Consider the following 15,386-nt stretch of genomic DNA (forward strand, 5'->3'; position numbering starts at 1 on the left):
GGCGACGTCACCCGAGGACGAGGCGGAAGTGCCGGGGGATGTCGATGTGGGCCTGCAGCGGAACGGAGTTATCCGGCCAAGAAGGGGCGACCAAGCCCTTCGCGCGCGAAGTGGAAGTGGAGGGCCTGGGAGGTCAACGCAATCCATTAGACGAACCCCGCGGATCTGTAAAGACCCTTCCGCACGAACTTTGCCCTCAATAGCGTGATTGCCAACATGGGAACCCCTGCGGCTCCTCGAACCGATTCGGAGGAAGACATCATGACTTCACCCATCCAACTCGCCCGCACCTACGCGCGCTCCTATGAGGCATCGTCGCGCAAGGGCAAGGGCACGATCCTCGACTCACTCACCGAGGCAACCGGGTGGACTCGCGATCACGCGCGCCACCAGCTGCGCAGCCAGTCCCATCAGATCAGGGCCGGAGTCTCCCTCGACGCCGTCGTCGACCGCCGTCGTCTCAAGCCGAAGAAATTCTCCCCCCACGCCCAGCGGGCTCTCGAGCTGGTGTGGAAGTCTTCCGGCCGCCCCTGCGGTAAGTACCTCGAGGCAGGGATGTCCGACTGCCTGGAATCCTTGGAGAGGCACGGCCACCTCCGTGAGGGACGGCACGGCTATTCTTCCTCGGTGCGAAGGGAACTCCTCAATATCTCCGCGGCGACGATCGATCGGTACCTTCGCGGTGCCAAGGCCGGCGACCACGACGATTCGTGGCTGACCGGCACCGGGGCGGGGATGCGCGCTTCGTTCCCGCGGCAGCGCATGCGTTCGCTGCTCGAGCCCGAACCCGGCTATTTCCTCGTCGAACTGCTGACGATCAAGAGACCGACGGGCGAGGACTGCGTCACAGTAACATTCACCGACGTCGAGATCGGGTGGGTACAGACGAAGACCTTCGCTCCCGGCACGCAGGTCGTCGACATGCTCGCACAGATGGTCCGCGGGGTGCCTTTCGTCGTCACCGGAGTCCTGCTGCCGCCAGCGGTTCCGGACAGCGCCATCACTACGTGGGCGGAGGCGAGCCTCATCGAAATCCACTGCACAAGCGATCTCCGACAGGGGCCCCGCGTGCCAGATCGGACGTTCCGCGGCCTTGACCTTCCGCTCGGCACACCGCACGCCACCGATGCCGCGATCATCAGAGTCAACGGTCTGTGGTCGGCCTTGGCCGACCGGCTCAATCACTTCATGCCCGTGAAGAACCCGGTGGGCTGGCGCCTCACACCTTCAGGAGTGCGTCGACGCGAATACGACCAGCCGCGCACACCGGTCTCCCGACTCCTCGCATCCGGCATCCTCTGTCCCGAACAGACGCGAGAGCTGTGTAAGAAGAGTCAGGGGCTTGACATCGCCGGGCTCACCGCACGCATCGCAGAGCTGAAGTCGACTCTGCACTGAAGGGACAGTTCACCGCGGGGCCCGGCGGGCAACGACGGAAAACCACCGTCGGGAGCCATTGGCGGGCCCTGACGCGGACGAATACTGAAGACTGAAGACAGCAAGCCCAGGGTCGGCACCTGAGACACGATTGGAGCGGCATCTCCGATGGACGGGACCTCAGCAGTATCGACCGATGACATACCCCGCGACGCGGCTGCTGCTCCCGCGCCCACCGTTACCGATGACGAACGGCATCGACTTACTGCGCAGATCGGCGAGCGGGGTGCTTCGACTCCATCCGCGAGCATCGCATCGTCCGGGCCCCGGATCTCACCGAACCCACTCCCTGGCCCCGGTTCGCCGGTCCTGTGCGTGGGTGAGAGCCGGACCAGCCAACCCAGAGTCGCCTCGTCGAACACCACGTCCGATCGCAGCGCAGCAGCGATCTGCGCATCGTAGTCGTCGAGGTCGTGGAAGTGAGGCGGAATGCCGAAGACGACCCACCGCCGGTAGTGGATGGAACGCCAGCTGGCGAAGCCGCTGTCGGCTCCGCGCCAAAGAGGAGAATTCGCGCTCAACGCGGTGAGCACGGGAATCCATCTGCGCAGGCCGTTGAGTGCCCTCAGTCCTGCTTCCCGGTCGGGGATGTCGACATGGACATGCATGCCGTTGACGTACTGATCGGCTGCGATCCCGGGCGCCAGGTCCGCGAACTCACGGTAGCGACTGCCATCACTGACGCCTGCGGGGGCGCCCGAGATCTGAGGCGCTGTGCCGAGGCCGACAGCGAACAGATCGCGCGCCCGAGACGCTGTCGAGAGGCTGCGGCGAAAAGCGTGCAGCGATTCGACCGCCTCGTCGGCCGTGGTCAGGACGGGAGTGGCGAATTCGATCTGCCCGGGCAGCCATTCGGCACAGGCTTCTCCGCTGCTCGGGCTCACCGCGTCCTCTACCTCCTGCAAGCTGCTCTTCGATAGAGCAGGCAGAAGTGAATGTCGATCGACGAGGAGGAATTCCTCCTCGATGCCGAATTCGCTCATCGTCACCTCATTCCGTTTCTGACCCGCTCACGCTATTGGACCGGCCGCGGATGCGACACCAGATGTGGGACCTCACTGAAATACCTGCGTAGAGGCTCCTTCGGCAGGTGCAGGCGTTATGCGCTCGCGGCGATTTAGAAGCGGCAGACCGATCGCCGACACCCCCTAGCCCTGCTCGAGAAGCAGAACATACACTTCGGGAAGATTCGAGACCAGCGACCAGCGACCAGCGACCAGCGAGAGCAGGGAGCGCAGGGAGCGCTGGGCCCGGATCGCTGGCACACTGGGCAGGACGAACCTCCTGCCGCGAAAGTCACGAGGCGAATCAGCACACGTATGGACGATCAGAACCCGAAGCGCATCGACACCCACTCCGGTGACTCGTTCTCAGACGAGCGCGCGATCATCAGGCGGAGGCAGCTCACGGAGGCCGTTGATTTCTGGAACATATCGGTTGCCGGAGCGTGGCTGCACTATGTCAGCCTTGGCGGTGAACTCACCGAATACGAGCTCGATGCCTACCTCCACGAGGCTTACTTCCTGGAGCCCTATCAGCACGACATTCTGGCCGAGGCCGTCAATGAACTCATCGATATGCTTCCTCCGCCTCCGCGAGCCCCGCTGACCGACGAACCCGGTCTATGATCGGTCGCCTCGGTATTCCAGCCTGCCGCGGCGGTTGCGATGGACGGCTCCCTGCCGAACTGCTTCACGCACCGCCGCACGGAAGCGTCCTGGGCCCCATCGCCGAGCCCCGATCGCACGGTAGAGTTCGACCTCACCGACAGGTTCCATGTCGCGGACGAAATCGATGATGCCGTTGACCTCGTTGGCCGAGACCTCGGGCGGAACGTCGCGAGAGGACACCGAAGGCCACGGCGCATAGACGCCGGCCGATCCCGGGCCCGGACGCAGACGCTCCCTTCGGCTTCCCGCCTCAGGGCCCGCCGACGATTCGGCTGCGGCGGCGGAGCCCGCCCGGTCACTGCGCTCGGTCCGCTCAGAACCGCTTTCCGCAGCGCTTTCGGCACCCTCAGCGTCCTCGGCCGTCAAGGGGCGGGCGATGTCTTCGAGGTCGGCACCTTCCGCCTTGACTCCGAAGAGCAGTTCGGCGACTCCGCCGAGCGCCATGACCGCTGCCCCGATGCAGAACGCCCAGGCCACTTGGGAGCGGTCACCGGACTCGATCATGCCGCCGAAGAGCAGCGGACCGGCGATGCCTCCGGCGGCCGTACCGACGGCGTAGAAGAACGCGATGGCCAGTGCTCGAGTCTCCATCGGAAAGATCTCGCTGACCGTGAGATAGGCTGCGCTGGCACCGGACGACGCGAGGAAGAAGCACACGACGAGGATCAGGAGGAAGAGCCATTCGCCGCCGACTTCACCATTGAAGACGAAGGCGAGGACGACTGCGACGACCGCCGATCCGAGGTAGCTGAACGAGATCATCGGCTTCCGACCGATCGTGTCGAAGAGCCTGCCGAGGACGACGGGGCCGGCGAAGTTGCTCAGCGACCACAGAATGATGAAGATCGGCACCGAGGCTGCGGCGACTCCGTAGAAACCGCTGAAGATCGTGCCGAGGTTGAAGGTGATGCCGTTGTAGAGGAACGCCTGACCGACGAAGAGGACGAGGCAGAGGATCGCGCGTTTGGGATAGATCGTGAAAGCGACCTTCATGATCTCGACGAACGAGATCGTCTTCCGCTGCCGGACGGTGATGGTCTTCTTCGGCGCCGGCAGAGTCTGTGAGGTCTCCGCTTCGATGCCGTCTTCGATCTCGCCGACGATGCGTTCGGCCTCGTCGTTCCGACCGTGGATGAACAGCCACCTCGGACTCTCTGGAACGTTCTTGCGCACGACGAAGACGAAGATCGCCAGCAGCATGCCGACGGCGAAGGCCAGGCGCCAGCCGATCATCTTCGGCAGGATATCGGTGTTGAGGAAGAGCAGGGTCGTTGCCGCACCACCGGCGGCACCGAGCCAGTAGGAGCCGTTGATGATGAGGTCGATGCGGCCCCGCATGCGGGCGGGGATGAGTTCGTCGATGGCCGAGTTGACGGCCGCGTATTCCCCGCCGATGCCGGCACCGGTGAGAAAGCGGACGAGGAAGAAGTACCAGGCGGAGAACGAGAACGCCGTGGCGACGGTGGCGACGAGATAGAGCACGAGAGTGATGAGGAAGAGCTTGCGGCGACCGAATCGGTCGGTGAGCTGACCGAAGACGATCGCACCGACACAAGCACCGAGCACGTAGATTGCTCCGGCCGTGCCGATCTGCCCCGCAGTCATGTCGATGCCGCTGCCCTCTTCGGTCATCCGAGCCGCGACGTTGCCGACCATCGTGACCTCGAGACCATCGAGGATCCACACACTGCCGAGCCCGACGACGACCATCCAGTGGAACCGGGCCCACGGCAGCCGATCCAACCGTGCCGGCACGTCGGTCTTGACAGTCCCGAGTTCGATCTTCCCACTCATCACACGCCTCCTGGACAGTTCCTGGACAGAGTCTTCTGATTGTCAGGAAGTCTAAGCACACTCTGCGGGGCCGACAAGGCATAGTGCGAACGCCTGAAGGAGAGTACTCTGCGCCCACAGCGCACGGTGGCGCTGAGTCGAAGGATCGAGGGCAGGCGCGAACACGGCTCAGCGCCGCGGGCCCCTGTGAGGTTCTGCCCAGAGACTCAATTCACGAGATCCTGGTCACGAGGCCACCCGGGGTGTGGTCCCAGTCTTCGGCCAGTATCTCCCGTGCGTCATCGAGTCGGCCCTCCGTACTCACCATGAGGGCTCCGCGGACGCGTCCGTGGCTGCGATGCTCAGGTTCCGGCCCGACAGATCCCGCAGACGACGGTATAGGGCTCGTCGACGTCATCGCTGATGATGGCAATCGAACCCTCCTCGTCGATCTCCCGTATCCCCTGGGCCGCGGAGTCAGCGGCCATGCCGCCGCCGATGACCACATATCGGAATTCAGCCCTGTCGGACGCTCCTCTTCCTGTCGTCTCTGCCGTGCCTGCATCCGGTGTTCGGGGCGCTCTGGCGCACTAGATCGTGGCCACCGATCCGGCGTCCACGCGATAATTCGAACCGTTGACGAAGCTCGCAGCGTCCGAGCAGAGGAATGCGATGACCTTGGCCACCTCCTCCGGTCGGCCGCGACGACCGAGTTCCATGAACGGACGCTCCTCGCGCAGGAACGAGGCGATGGCCTCATCGAAGCTCGTTCCCTTCTGCTGGGCTCGCTCATTCATCATCTCGTCGGTCATCTGGGTCGCGATGAACGCCGGAGAGACGGTGTTGACCAGCAGTCCTTCGGAGGCGTAGGTGCGCGAGAGTCCCTTGGCCAAGGAGAGCATGCCGGCTTTGGCCGCACAGTACGGCAGCTCGTCGTCATAGGGCTGCACAGCGTCTTCGGAGGACACGAACACGATTCGCCCCCAGCCGCCTCGGCGAAGACCCGGAAGGAACGCCCGAGTGACACGGACCGGTCCCATGAGGTCGACGTCGATGGTTCGGTCCCAGCCCTCCTGGCTGATCTCGTGGAACAGCCCGCCGGCCCCGTGAATGCCGGCGACGTTGACGAGGATGTCGAGGTCGCCGACGTCGGCGGCGACGGACGCGGCGAGTTCGTCGACTGATTCGTCATCGGCGATATCGGCGTCGTGGACGTAGATCCGCTCCTTGAATTCGGCGAGTTCGTCGACTGCGGCTTTGAGTTCGTCGGGCTCGGGCCCGGTCATCACGACGACGGCTCCTTCGGCGAGGAGCTGACGGGCTGTCTCCAGCCCGATGCCCGAACTCGCCCCCGTCACCAGTGCCTTGCGGTCGCGGATGTTGAGATCCATCTGTCTCCTTCCGGTATCTCGGACGACTGTCGGTCTGCTGTGTCAGGGCGTGCGAATGAGCTTCTTGTTGACGAACTCGCGAACGCCCTCTGCGCCGAGCTCCCGACCGACGCCCGAGCGCTTGGTCCCGCCGAAGGGCAGGTCGGGTTCGGTCCAGGTGGCCTGGTTGATCCACACCATTCCGGTGTCGATGCGGTCAGCGACGCGTTGGGCCTTCTCGATGTCGTCACTGACGACCGTGCCGCCGAGGCCGAAGGACGAGTCGTTGGCCAGAGCGACAGCTTCGTCCTCGCCTGCGACCGAGTAGACGACCGCGACGGGTCCGAACAGCTCCTCCGAGTAGGCGCGCATCTGTTCGGTCACCCCGGTCAGCACCGTGGGTTCGACGAAGGCACCCGGTCGGTCGACTCGGTGCCCGCCGGTGTGGACCTTCGCACCGTGATCGATGGCGTCATGTACCTGCTCCATGAGTTCCTGCGCCGCTTTCTCGGAGGACAGAGGTGCCATCGTGGTGACGGAGTCTGCAGGGTCTCCTGCAACGAACTGCGACATCTTCGCCGTCATCAGATCCACGAACTCGTCGTAGAGATCTTCGACCACGATGAGGCGCTTGGAGGCGATGCAGCTCTGCCCGGAGTTCGTCATCCGCCCTTTCACGGCGGCGGTGACGGTCGCATCCAGATCCGCGGAGTCGAGGACGATGAACGGGTCGCTTCCGCCGAGTTCGAGGATGGACTTCTTCAGGTTGTGGCCGGCGGCCCCTGCCACTGCCGCTCCGGCGCCTTCGGAACCGGTCAGCGAGGCGCCGCGAACTCTCTCGTCCGCGATGACCGTCTGGATCTGATCACTGTCGGCGAAGACGTTGCGATAGCAGTCGGACGGCAGCTGCGCATCATTCATGACCTGTTCGAAGGCCAGAGCCGACTGCGGACAGTTCGATGCGTGCTTGAGGATGATGGTGTTGCCCGCCACGAGGTTCGGCGCAGCCAGGCGGACCACCTGGTAGTAGGGGAAGTTCCACGGCATGACACCGAGTATCGGACCGATGGGCTCGTACTTCATCACCGCGCTGCCTCCGCTGGACGGTTCGAGCACCTCGTCAGAGAGCAGCAGGGGTCCCTCTTCGGCGTAGTAGCGCAGAATCCTCGCTGCCAGTTCGACCTCTGCTTCGGCCTCGGCGCGCAGTTTGCCCATTTCGAGCGTGAGGAGCTCAGCGAGGTCCCATCTGCGCTCGTCCATGAGATCCGCCGCTCGGGCGAGCGGTGCAGAACGCTCCCGGACATCGGTCGTCCGCCATGTCTGGAAGGCCGCGTCGGAGGCGTCGATGACGGCGGAGATCTCCTCGTCGCTGGCTGTGGGAAATTCCTTGAGGACCTCTCCGGTCGCCGGGTTCGTGGTGTTGAATTTCGCGGTCACGGTTTCTCCTTTCCTCGAGGTTCGTCAAGGTGCTCGGCGGAGCAGTAATCGTCACCGCTCCGCGACCTCTGCCGAACCGAGACTCCACCGTCCCAAACGTCGACGCCCGCGACCAGTCCCTTACGGTATTCGGCGATTGCCTTTATAATCCGCACGGAGATCGGGGTCGCCGATCACACGCAGAATCGCTCCGTTGTCGAGATCGCTTTCGAACTTCTGGATTTCATCGGAGTCGAAGACGTACCGCTGAAAGCGGTTACTGAGTTCGCCGCCTCGTTCGTTGTACCGCTCGGCCACGAGCTCTCTGGAGCCTTTCAGGGTTCCGCCGGTACCGACCACTTAGTCGGTGCTCTCCGCATCATGGGCGAAGACGTGCAGGGCCGTCTTCGGCACGGCGGATGAGGTCAGGCCGAAAAGCGACTCAGGCAGGCACGCCGCCCAGCATGGTGGCGATCAGCCCCAGTACCGCCAAAGCCGCGATGACGATCACGATCACACGTTTGCGCATGTTCCGGATTCTACTGCGACCCACCCGCTGGATGTCCAAGGTGCCCTACCGCAGGCCACCGTCATCACAGAGTCGCCCGTCACCACGGGTTGGCCTCCTGCCAGCGGGTGAACCAATAGCGGTCGCCCTGGTAGTGCGACTTCTCCGGCTTGCACCCTTTGAGATCCGAATGCTCGCCCAGCCACGTCCGCACCAGCGGCATGACCTCGTCCAGACGATCGACCCAGTCGTCGAGCGGCAGCAGCAGAACCGATCCGTCGTCGGAGTCCAGTCGGCATGAATAGTTCGGCAGTCCCTCGGTGATCTGCGAATGCGTATACCTGATCTGATCGCAGCCGGTGGTGAGATAGAAGCGGATGAACTCACCGCAGACATAGGAGCACAGCGTTTTGAAGTTCCGGTAGCGGATCATCCACGCCGGAGGATCATATTCAGACATGTGTTCTATTGTAAGCACACGTCGCCCCGATTTTCGGTCCCGATCTCATACGGGCCGCCTCGGCGCCGGGAAGGCGCTCGGGACGACACCCCTCGCTCTGGCTGAACGGTGGGTCGACTGTGGTCGACTGATCCTCAGCTGCGGCGGGAGCTTGAGCGGATGAGGATGAGCGCGAGGATCACGCACAGCACATAGGTGGCACCTACGGCGATCCAGCCGAGTTCGAACCCGCCGGGCGAGCCGACGATGACGCCCATGAGCAGCGGGCCCAAGGCGAAGCCGAAGAACATCCCTGCCGTGACCATGCCGCTGGCCGACGCCATCGAGGACGCCGGGATCGCACGTACGAGTGCGGCCATGAGCACCACCGAGACGCCGAGAGCCGAGATTCCGTGGAAGGCCACGGCGACCCAGACGAGCAGTCCCCACCCGGCCGTGTCGGCGATGAGGAACAGCACCGCTCCAGCCAGGGCGATGAGGGCGAGGACCAGCAGCAGGTGCGGCCCCGAGGCGCCTTTGGCCATGCGTCTGGCCCAGGTGACGCGGGCGATGACGCCGATGACGCCGGCCAGTGCCGCCGTGGCACCGCCGAGGACGAGGCTGAAGCTCATCTCGCGCACGGCGAAGAGGGGCATGTACACGTTCGTCGCCTGCACGCCGATGCCGTTGATCAGCCCGAACAGCGCCAGGGCCCACACCATGCCGGGGTGCCTGGCCGGACGGGTGGGTGACGGTCCTGGGTCGGGTCGGGCCGCCTCGGCGGGAGTGTCGGTCTCGGCGATGTCAGGGTTGAGGTCGGCCGCCTCGGCGGGGGTATCGCTTGAGGTTTTCGGAGCGGTCAGCAGCGGGGTGGTGCGCAGGGAATACCAGGTCATCGCAAGCAGGATGAGCGGGATGATCGCGACGGTCAGGGCTGCGCCGCGCCAGCCGATGCCGAGCGCGAGGACGGGGAAGGCGAGGCTGGCGACGAGCTGGCTGACCTGGACCCCGGACTGCTTGATGCCGACCCAGCCGATGCGTTTGATGTCGGGGACGCGTTCGAGCAGGATCCGGTTGGTCACCCCGTTGGGGAAGGACTGGGCGATGCCGGACAGGCCGGCGGCGAGCAGCAGCATCCCGAACCCGTCCGGCACGGCCACCAGAAGCAGTGCGAGCGCGGAGAGAACAAAGATGAACGCCATGAGCGAGAGGTCAGAATGCCGGTCGGCGAGGCGGCCGAAGGTGGCGTTGCCGATCGCGGCGGTGCCGAAGCAGGTGGTGGCGAGCAGTCCGAAGTGGGCTTCGGAGATGCCGAGCTCGGCGATGATCGAATCGCTCGTGGCACTGAGCCCGTAGAGCAGGATGGGTCCGGCGGCGACGGCACCGAGGAGAACGGTGAGGAGACCGATGCCAGGGGGCTTCTGGTCCAGTTTCCGGCCGTGGTCGGCCATCACTGACCTCCTGTCGAGGGCATGCTTCAACTCAGCATGCTAGCCGGAGGCCGACGGCAAGTGTGGAGATGTCTCAGGCGCGGCTGCAGCGTCGAAGTCACGCCACGCGTTCGGGGTACGAGTACGCGTTGAACTTGCCTTTGCGGTTGAAGCCGATGACGCTCACGCCGACGTCCTTGCCGTAGTCGACGGCCATCGCCGATGGGGCGCTGACGGCGGACATCATCGGGATGCCCGCCATCGCGCACTTCTGGACGAGTTCGAACGATGCCCGCGCGGACACCTGCAGGACGGTCGATCGCAGCGGCAGGCCACGGTTGGCCATGGCCCAGCCGATGACCTTGTCGACGGCATTGTGCCGGCCGACGTCCTCGCGACCGACGAGCAGTTCGGGTTCTGCGTTCGGGTCGTCTCCGACGGCGAAGAGTGCCGCGGCGTGGACCCCGCCGGTCTTGTCGAAGATCTCCTGCGTCTGCCGCAGTCGATCGGGCAGCTCACCGATCCGGGCGGCAGAGAGCAGCTGCGGAAACTCGTATTCCCCCTGGTCCTCGACATGAAAGGCGGCGGGGATGAGCGGGAACGCGGAGGTCTTCGTCACCGCATCGGCGGCCGCGGTTCCGCAGATTCCACACGACGACGAGGTGTAGACGTTGCGAGCGGGCGCTGTTTCGGGCGTCCAGATCCCAGGAGCCAGACGCACTTGGGCTACATTGTAGTTCCGGCTGCCATCGGGGGCGAGCCCGGCAGAGAAGTTGACCTCGTCGATATCGTCCATCGAGGTCACCACAGCCTCGGAGAGCAGGTATCCGGCGATGAGTTCGACGTCGTGTCCGGCGGTGCGCATGGTCACGGTGTACTGCTCACCGTTGAGCTGGATCTCCAGCGGCTCCTCGCCTGCCAGGGAATCCGGACCGGCCGAGATCTCACCAGTGGCGTCGAACTTATAGACCCGGGCTCGCACGGCCTTGCGCATCTGCATGGTCTCGTTCCTCTCTCAGGCCCGGGGGCCGTGATCGGTGGTGTCCTCGACGGAGGTCTGAATGTGCTCGAGGAGGTCATCGATGACGGTGATTCCGTCCTTGACCCCTCCCTTCGAACCGGGGAAGTTGATGACGAAGCTGCGTCCGCGCACTCCCGCGACCGCGCGGCTCATCACCGCCGAGGATGTTGTTTCGAGACCCTTGCGCCACATCGCATAGATGAGGCCCGGGGACTGGCGTTCGAGGAGTTCGGCAGTGAACTCCGGAGTGCGATCATCGGGAGCGAGCCCGGTGCCGCCGCTGGTGACGAGGATGCGAGGACGGCCGGCTTCCGGAGTGTCGACGAGAAGAGTCCTCAAGGCCTCACCGACAGGTACGCCGTCTCGGACGACGATGGCATCGGGGGTCTCATAACCGCGGCCGCGCAGCCAGTCGACGAGGATCGGACCCGTCGTGTCCGCGGCCTCTCCCCGAGCCGCCGAGGTGGAGGCGATGATGACTGCAGCCTTGCGTCCCGCTCCGAGGAGTTCGCTGTTCTCTTCGCTCACCTATCTGCCCTCTTCCCCATTCAGTTTCAATCGCGCTCGTGGACAGCACAGCTGGTACGTGCGCTTGCTCACCATCCCTGCGCTCGCCCACGAGGCACGGTGACTGCCTCCATTGTCCCACTCCGGTCGGGGATGGCCAGAGACGGCACGACCCCGGGCGCCTTTTCGAGACGACGTCCGTTTCACCCATCTGGTGCCACTTGTTCAACCACCACAGACATTCATCTTCAAGACTGCCCGCATCTCACCCCACGCAGCCCAGGTAATGTGAGGGCGAAACACGTCGCCCACAACGTCAGCGGCCACTACGCAGTCAGGAGAAGGAGAAGCGGTGGAAGATCTGAGCCTGAGCACGCTCATCTGGCTGCGCATGGCCCGCTTCGTCCAGAACAGCAACCAGCTCTCCAATGAGCACCTGCGCCGATTCGGGCTCACCGTCGCCCAGTTCGAAGCCCTTGCCCATATCCGCAATTTCGAGCCGATCACGCAGTCCGAACTCGCAAAAGGACTGACCGTCAGCGGCGGCGGCATCTCCCGCATGCTCGCCCGGCTCGAGTCCGAGGGCCTGATCTCCCGCGAACAGGACTGGAAGACCAAACATATCTCGCTGACGCCCAAGGGCCGCGAACTCCTCGAACGCGCGTTTCCCTCGCAGCAGGAACAGCAGGCGTCTCTGTTCGACGATTCCTTGAGCGAGGATGAGAAAGTGCAGCTGCACGCACTGATGAAGAAGCTCTACGACACCAGCCGGAAGCGCGGCGAGAACCCGCGGGAATAATTCCGCAGCCGTCTCAGTTGACATGGCAAATGACATTTTCGTCCCCGTCACGAGGAGAGACCTTGAGCGAGTCCGCGCAGCCGCACGTCACCCCACCGCAGCACTCCGAAACGACTGATTCCCAGCCGACACAGCAGCCGAACTATATGCACGAATTCGGTCTCGACCGAGGTCAGGGACTGCAGTTCGGCATCTACAGCCTCGGCGATCATCTGCCTGACCCGCACGACGGATCACGCGTCGATGCGGGGCAGCGCATCCACGAGTTCATCGGCTACGCCCAAGCTGCCGAGGCAGCCGGACTCGACTTCTTCAGCCTCGGCGAGAGCCACCAGGAGTTCTTCGCCTCGCAGGCCCATGCCGTCATCCTCGGCGCCATCGCCCAAGCCACGGACACGATCCGCATCGGCAGTTCGTCGACGATCCTGTCGACCTCGGACCCGGTCAGGGTGTTCGAGAACTTCGCGACGATCGATCTCATCTCCGGCGGTCGTGCCGAACTCGTCGCCGGTCGCGCCTCCCGGGTCGGTCTGTTCGAACTCCTCGGCTACGATCTGCGCGACTACGAAGAGCTGTACGAGGAGAAGCTCGATCTGCTGCTCAAGATCAACCGCGAGAAGCAGGTGACCTGGTCCGGTCAGTTCCGGGCTCCGCTCAACGACGCCGAGGTCCTCCCCCGCCCCACCGGGCAGGCGCTGCGCATCTGGCGCGCCGTCGGCGGGGCACCGGCGAGCGCGGTGAAGGCGGGACTGGCCGGGGTTCCCATGGTCATGGCCCACCTCGGCGGGACCACCTCGGTGTTCAAGGGCACCGTCGATGCCTACCGTCGCGCGGCCGCTCATGCCGGATTCGATCCGGCGACCCTGCCCATCGCCACGGCCGGTTTCTTCCACGCGGCGGAGACTTCGCAGGAGGCGCTGCGGGAAATGTATCCGCACATCAACGAGGGGATGAAGCGCACGAACGGACAGGGCATGCCCAAGCAGCACTTCGCGCAGAGCGTCGACCCGGCATCCATCGCGAACATCGGCAGCCCGCAGCAGATCATCGAGAAGATCCTCCACCAGCATGAGGTCTTCGGTCACCAGCGCTACCTCGCGCAGGTCGACTTCGGCGGGATGGCCTATGCCGACGTGATGGACCAGATCGACATCATCGGCACCGAGATCCTGCCCGCCGTCAAGAAGTACACCGCCACCGTGCATGCGGATTCGCCGACCGAATCCGCCGGTTCAGCGTCCGGCCCTGCTGGTTCTACGTCCGGCTCTGCTGGTTCCACATTCGATTCCGCCGAGGAGGCCCTGTCATGAAGCTGGTTCTGCTGTCCGGGTCCAACGTCGGAACGAAGACCCGGACCGTGATCGATCACCTCGCCGAGGCGGTCGCCGCCTACGACCCCACCATCGACGTGAGCGTCATCGACCTCGCCGAGGTGGACATGATCTTCGCCGACGGGCGGAACTTCACCGAGTACACCGGTGACACCGGTCGGGTGGCCAGGGAGCTCATGGCCGCTGATGCGATGATCATCGGCACCCCGATCTTCCAGGCCTCGATTCCGGCGGCGCTGAAGAACGTCTTCGATCTGCTTCCGGTCAATGCCTTCCTCGACAAGGTCGTCGGCGTCGTCGCCACTGCCGGTTCGTCGAAGCACTATCTCATTCCAGCCCAGCACCTGCTGCCGATCCTCAGCTATATGAAGGCACAGGTAGTCCAGCCGTATGTGTTCGTCGAGGGCAGCGACCTGCACCGGGGCGAGATCGTCAGCCACGACGTTCTCCAGCGACTCGACCGCCTCGTCGAGGACACGATCGTGCTCACCCGCACGTTTGCCTCGATCCGGGAGGAGCGGGACGCCGCCTACGGGTTCTGATTTCGGGTTCTGAAGCGCCAGCCCTTCTTGAAGTGACCGCACCCGGCCAAAACGGCACTGGTTAAGTTGAATAGCACCGTTTCAAACATGGGCTATCCAACTCAAACTGTGCCGTTGCGGCCGATGCCCCAGATCACCCGATTTGCCGGGCCAGGCGGGCCTGGATAGCCTGAAATCGGAAGGAACCAGTCGGGACGACCCGGGTGAGTGAGACTCACGATGAGGACGGCCTCAGAGACAGGAAGACCTTTCATGACCGCCGCCCTCCGCACCATCATCACGCCGACCGCAATTCTGCGACTCGTCCCCGGCTGGGGCGTCTTCACCGCCCTGCAATTCATGGGTTCCCTGCTTGCCCCGCCGGTCCCCCTGCCGCTGCTCGTGACCGCGCTCATCGTCATCATCGCGGTCATCCTCATCTGCGCCTTCGGCGTCGTCACCGAGGCCGAGCACTTAGCAAACCGCCTCGGCGATCCCTACGGTTCGCTCGTGCTGACGATCTCGATCTGCCTCATCGAGGTCATCCTCATCGCCGCGGTGCTGCTGGGCCCGGGCGATCACGCGACGATCGCCCGTGATTCGGTGATGGCGGTGTCGATGATCATCCTCGGCGCGGTCGTCGGCCTGTGTCTGCTCGTCGGCGGGCTGCGGCATGGGGCGCTCACCCACAATCGCACGGGCGTCTCGAACTACCTCGTCATGATCGTCGTGTTCGCCGCCCTCGCTTTCGCCGTGCCCGCCCTCATCGGCACCCCCGATGGCGCCTACGAGATCTGGCAGGAGATCCCGATCATCGTGGTCACCGTCGGTGCCTACGCCTTCTTCCTCTACCGACAGATGGGACCGCAGGCCCACGAGTTCACCGAGGCGGCCCCCGTCGGTGTTGCCACGGCAAGCGCCTCATCGTCTACGGAAACGACACGCCCCTCCCTCACCGAGGCGGCCGACCAGGCCGAATTGCGCCGTCCTCAGGAAGCCGGCCAGTCCGAATCACGCCGGCCGGAGGCGGCCGACCTGGCTGGCGGCGAATCTCAAGGAATCGTCGCGATCATCTCGACCCACCGTGTGGAGATCGCCGTCCGCCTGGCCCTCCTCGTCGCCACGGTGCTGCCGATCGTGCTGCTCTCCCATGACATGGCCTCG

Annotated in this window: 16 protein-coding genes and 1 pseudogene; 6 read left to right on the forward strand and 11 right to left on the reverse strand. The window is 64.5% G+C overall.

Annotation, left to right across the window (positions count from 1 at the left end):
• Positions 1-261 precede the first annotated feature (261 nt).
• Positions 262-1,398, forward strand: coding sequence for a hypothetical protein (locus ACTIIH_RS06260; RefSeq protein WP_441451144.1), 1,137 nt, complete (start codon positions 262-264; stop codon positions 1,396-1,398).
• Here ACTIIH_RS06260 and ACTIIH_RS06265 read toward each other — a convergent pair.
• Complete coding sequence (locus tag ACTIIH_RS06265) at positions 1,335-2,420, reverse strand: carboxylate-amine ligase (protein ID WP_441451145.1); 1,086 nt, start codon at positions 2,418-2,420, stop codon at positions 1,335-1,337. The genes ACTIIH_RS06260 and ACTIIH_RS06265 overlap by 64 nt on opposite strands.
• 336 nt (positions 2,421-2,756) lie before the next feature.
• Here ACTIIH_RS06265 and ACTIIH_RS06270 point away from each other — a divergent pair, with 336 nt between their 5' ends.
• Positions 2,757-3,065, forward strand: a complete 309-nt coding sequence (locus ACTIIH_RS06270; protein ID WP_173151541.1) for a hypothetical protein — start codon at positions 2,757-2,759, stop codon at positions 3,063-3,065.
• Here the strand turns inward: ACTIIH_RS06270 and ACTIIH_RS06275 are convergent.
• The 10 genes from ACTIIH_RS06275 to ACTIIH_RS06320 all read right to left on the reverse strand — a co-directional run bounded on the left by ACTIIH_RS06275 (position 3,060) and on the right by ACTIIH_RS06320 (position 11,592).
• Positions 3,060-4,901 (reverse strand): MFS transporter, encoded by a 1,842-nt coding sequence (locus ACTIIH_RS06275; protein WP_441090862.1) that lies wholly within the window; start codon positions 4,899-4,901, stop codon positions 3,060-3,062. The genes ACTIIH_RS06270 and ACTIIH_RS06275 overlap by 6 nt on opposite strands.
• A 341-nt stretch (positions 4,902-5,242) precedes the next feature.
• Positions 5,243-5,368 carry a hypothetical protein gene (locus ACTIIH_RS06280; protein ID WP_441090861.1) on the reverse strand — a complete coding sequence of 42 codons (126 nt, stop codon included), beginning with the start codon at positions 5,366-5,368 and terminating at the stop codon, positions 5,243-5,245.
• Between the two features lie 102 nt (positions 5,369-5,470).
• A complete protein-coding gene (locus ACTIIH_RS06285; RefSeq protein WP_173151535.1) occupies positions 5,471-6,271 on the reverse strand; it encodes an SDR family NAD(P)-dependent oxidoreductase in 801 nt (266 codons plus the stop codon).
• A gap of 42 nt (positions 6,272-6,313) precedes the next feature.
• Entirely contained in the window at positions 6,314-7,687 is a 1,374-nt protein-coding gene (locus ACTIIH_RS06290; protein ID WP_441451146.1) for an NAD-dependent succinate-semialdehyde dehydrogenase, read from the reverse strand.
• 120 nt (positions 7,688-7,807) lie between these two features.
• Positions 7,808-8,026 carry a hypothetical protein gene (locus ACTIIH_RS06295; protein ID WP_441090859.1) on the reverse strand — a complete coding sequence of 73 codons (219 nt, stop codon included), beginning with the start codon at positions 8,024-8,026 and terminating at the stop codon, positions 7,808-7,810.
• A gap of 82 nt (positions 8,027-8,108) precedes the next feature.
• On the reverse strand, positions 8,109-8,234 hold the full coding sequence (locus tag ACTIIH_RS06300; RefSeq protein WP_441090858.1) for a hypothetical protein: 126 nt from the start codon (positions 8,232-8,234) through the stop codon (positions 8,109-8,111).
• A gap of 40 nt (positions 8,235-8,274) precedes the next feature.
• Positions 8,275-8,634 (reverse strand): hypothetical protein, encoded by a 360-nt coding sequence (locus ACTIIH_RS06305; protein ID WP_181270670.1) that lies wholly within the window; start codon positions 8,632-8,634, stop codon positions 8,275-8,277.
• 134 nt (positions 8,635-8,768) lie between these two features.
• Positions 8,769-10,064, reverse strand: coding sequence for an MFS transporter (locus ACTIIH_RS06310; RefSeq protein WP_441451147.1), 1,296 nt, complete (start codon positions 10,062-10,064; stop codon positions 8,769-8,771).
• A 97-nt stretch (positions 10,065-10,161) separates the two neighbouring features.
• On the reverse strand, positions 10,162-11,043 hold the full coding sequence (fdhD, locus tag ACTIIH_RS06315; protein WP_441451148.1) for a formate dehydrogenase accessory sulfurtransferase FdhD: 882 nt from the start codon (positions 11,041-11,043) through the stop codon (positions 10,162-10,164).
• Positions 11,044-11,058: 15 nt separating this feature from the next.
• A complete protein-coding gene (locus ACTIIH_RS06320; RefSeq protein WP_441451149.1) occupies positions 11,059-11,592 on the reverse strand; it encodes a MogA/MoaB family molybdenum cofactor biosynthesis protein in 534 nt (177 codons plus the stop codon).
• A 331-nt stretch (positions 11,593-11,923) separates the two neighbouring features.
• Between ACTIIH_RS06320 and ACTIIH_RS06325 the strand changes: the two genes are divergently transcribed.
• The 4 genes and pseudogenes from ACTIIH_RS06325 to ACTIIH_RS06340 all read left to right on the forward strand — a co-directional run.
• A complete protein-coding gene (locus ACTIIH_RS06325) occupies positions 11,924-12,370 on the forward strand; it encodes a MarR family winged helix-turn-helix transcriptional regulator (protein WP_441451150.1) in 447 nt (148 codons plus the stop codon).
• A gap of 62 nt (positions 12,371-12,432) precedes the next feature.
• On the forward strand, positions 12,433-13,680 hold the full coding sequence (locus ACTIIH_RS06330; protein WP_441451151.1) for an LLM class flavin-dependent oxidoreductase: 1,248 nt from the start codon (positions 12,433-12,435) through the stop codon (positions 13,678-13,680).
• Entirely contained in the window at positions 13,677-14,243 is a 567-nt protein-coding gene (locus ACTIIH_RS06335) for an NADPH-dependent FMN reductase (protein ID WP_441451152.1), read from the forward strand. The genes ACTIIH_RS06330 and ACTIIH_RS06335 overlap by 4 nt, the downstream gene beginning before the upstream one ends.
• Positions 14,244-14,495: 252 nt before the next feature.
• A pseudogene (locus tag ACTIIH_RS06340) lies at positions 14,496-15,386 on the forward strand (calcium:proton antiporter); the annotation flags it as partial.

This window comes from Brevibacterium sp. (genome assembly GCF_052105255.1).
Lineage (GTDB): Bacteria > Actinomycetota > Actinomycetes > Actinomycetales > Brevibacteriaceae > Brevibacterium > Brevibacterium linens_B.

Excerpts from the sequence above, each read along its gene's own strand:
- ACTIIH_RS06260 (WP_441451144.1), top strand. The coding sequence starts at position 262 with ATGACTTCACCCATCCAACTCGCCCGCACCTACGCGCGCTCCTATGAG.
- ACTIIH_RS06265 (WP_441451145.1), bottom strand. The coding sequence starts at position 2,420 with ATGAGCGAATTCGGCATCGAGGAGGAATTCCTCCTCGTCGATCGACAT.
- ACTIIH_RS06270 (WP_173151541.1), top strand. The coding sequence starts at position 2,757 with ATGGACGATCAGAACCCGAAGCGCATCGACACCCACTCCGGTGACTCG.
- ACTIIH_RS06275 (WP_441090862.1), bottom strand. The coding sequence starts at position 4,901 with ATGAGTGGGAAGATCGAACTCGGGACTGTCAAGACCGACGTGCCGGCA.
- ACTIIH_RS06280 (WP_441090861.1), bottom strand. The coding sequence starts at position 5,368 with ATGGCCGCTGACTCCGCGGCCCAGGGGATACGGGAGATCGACGAGGAG.
- ACTIIH_RS06285 (WP_173151535.1), bottom strand. The coding sequence starts at position 6,271 with ATGGATCTCAACATCCGCGACCGCAAGGCACTGGTGACGGGGGCGAGT.
- ACTIIH_RS06305 (WP_181270670.1), bottom strand. The coding sequence starts at position 8,634 with ATGTCTGAATATGATCCTCCGGCGTGGATGATCCGCTACCGGAACTTC.
- ACTIIH_RS06310 (WP_441451147.1), bottom strand. The coding sequence starts at position 10,064 with ATGGCCGACCACGGCCGGAAACTGGACCAGAAGCCCCCTGGCATCGGT.
- fdhD (WP_441451148.1), bottom strand. The coding sequence starts at position 11,043 with ATGCAGATGCGCAAGGCCGTGCGAGCCCGGGTCTATAAGTTCGACGCC.
- ACTIIH_RS06335 (WP_441451152.1), top strand. The coding sequence starts at position 13,677 with ATGAAGCTGGTTCTGCTGTCCGGGTCCAACGTCGGAACGAAGACCCGG.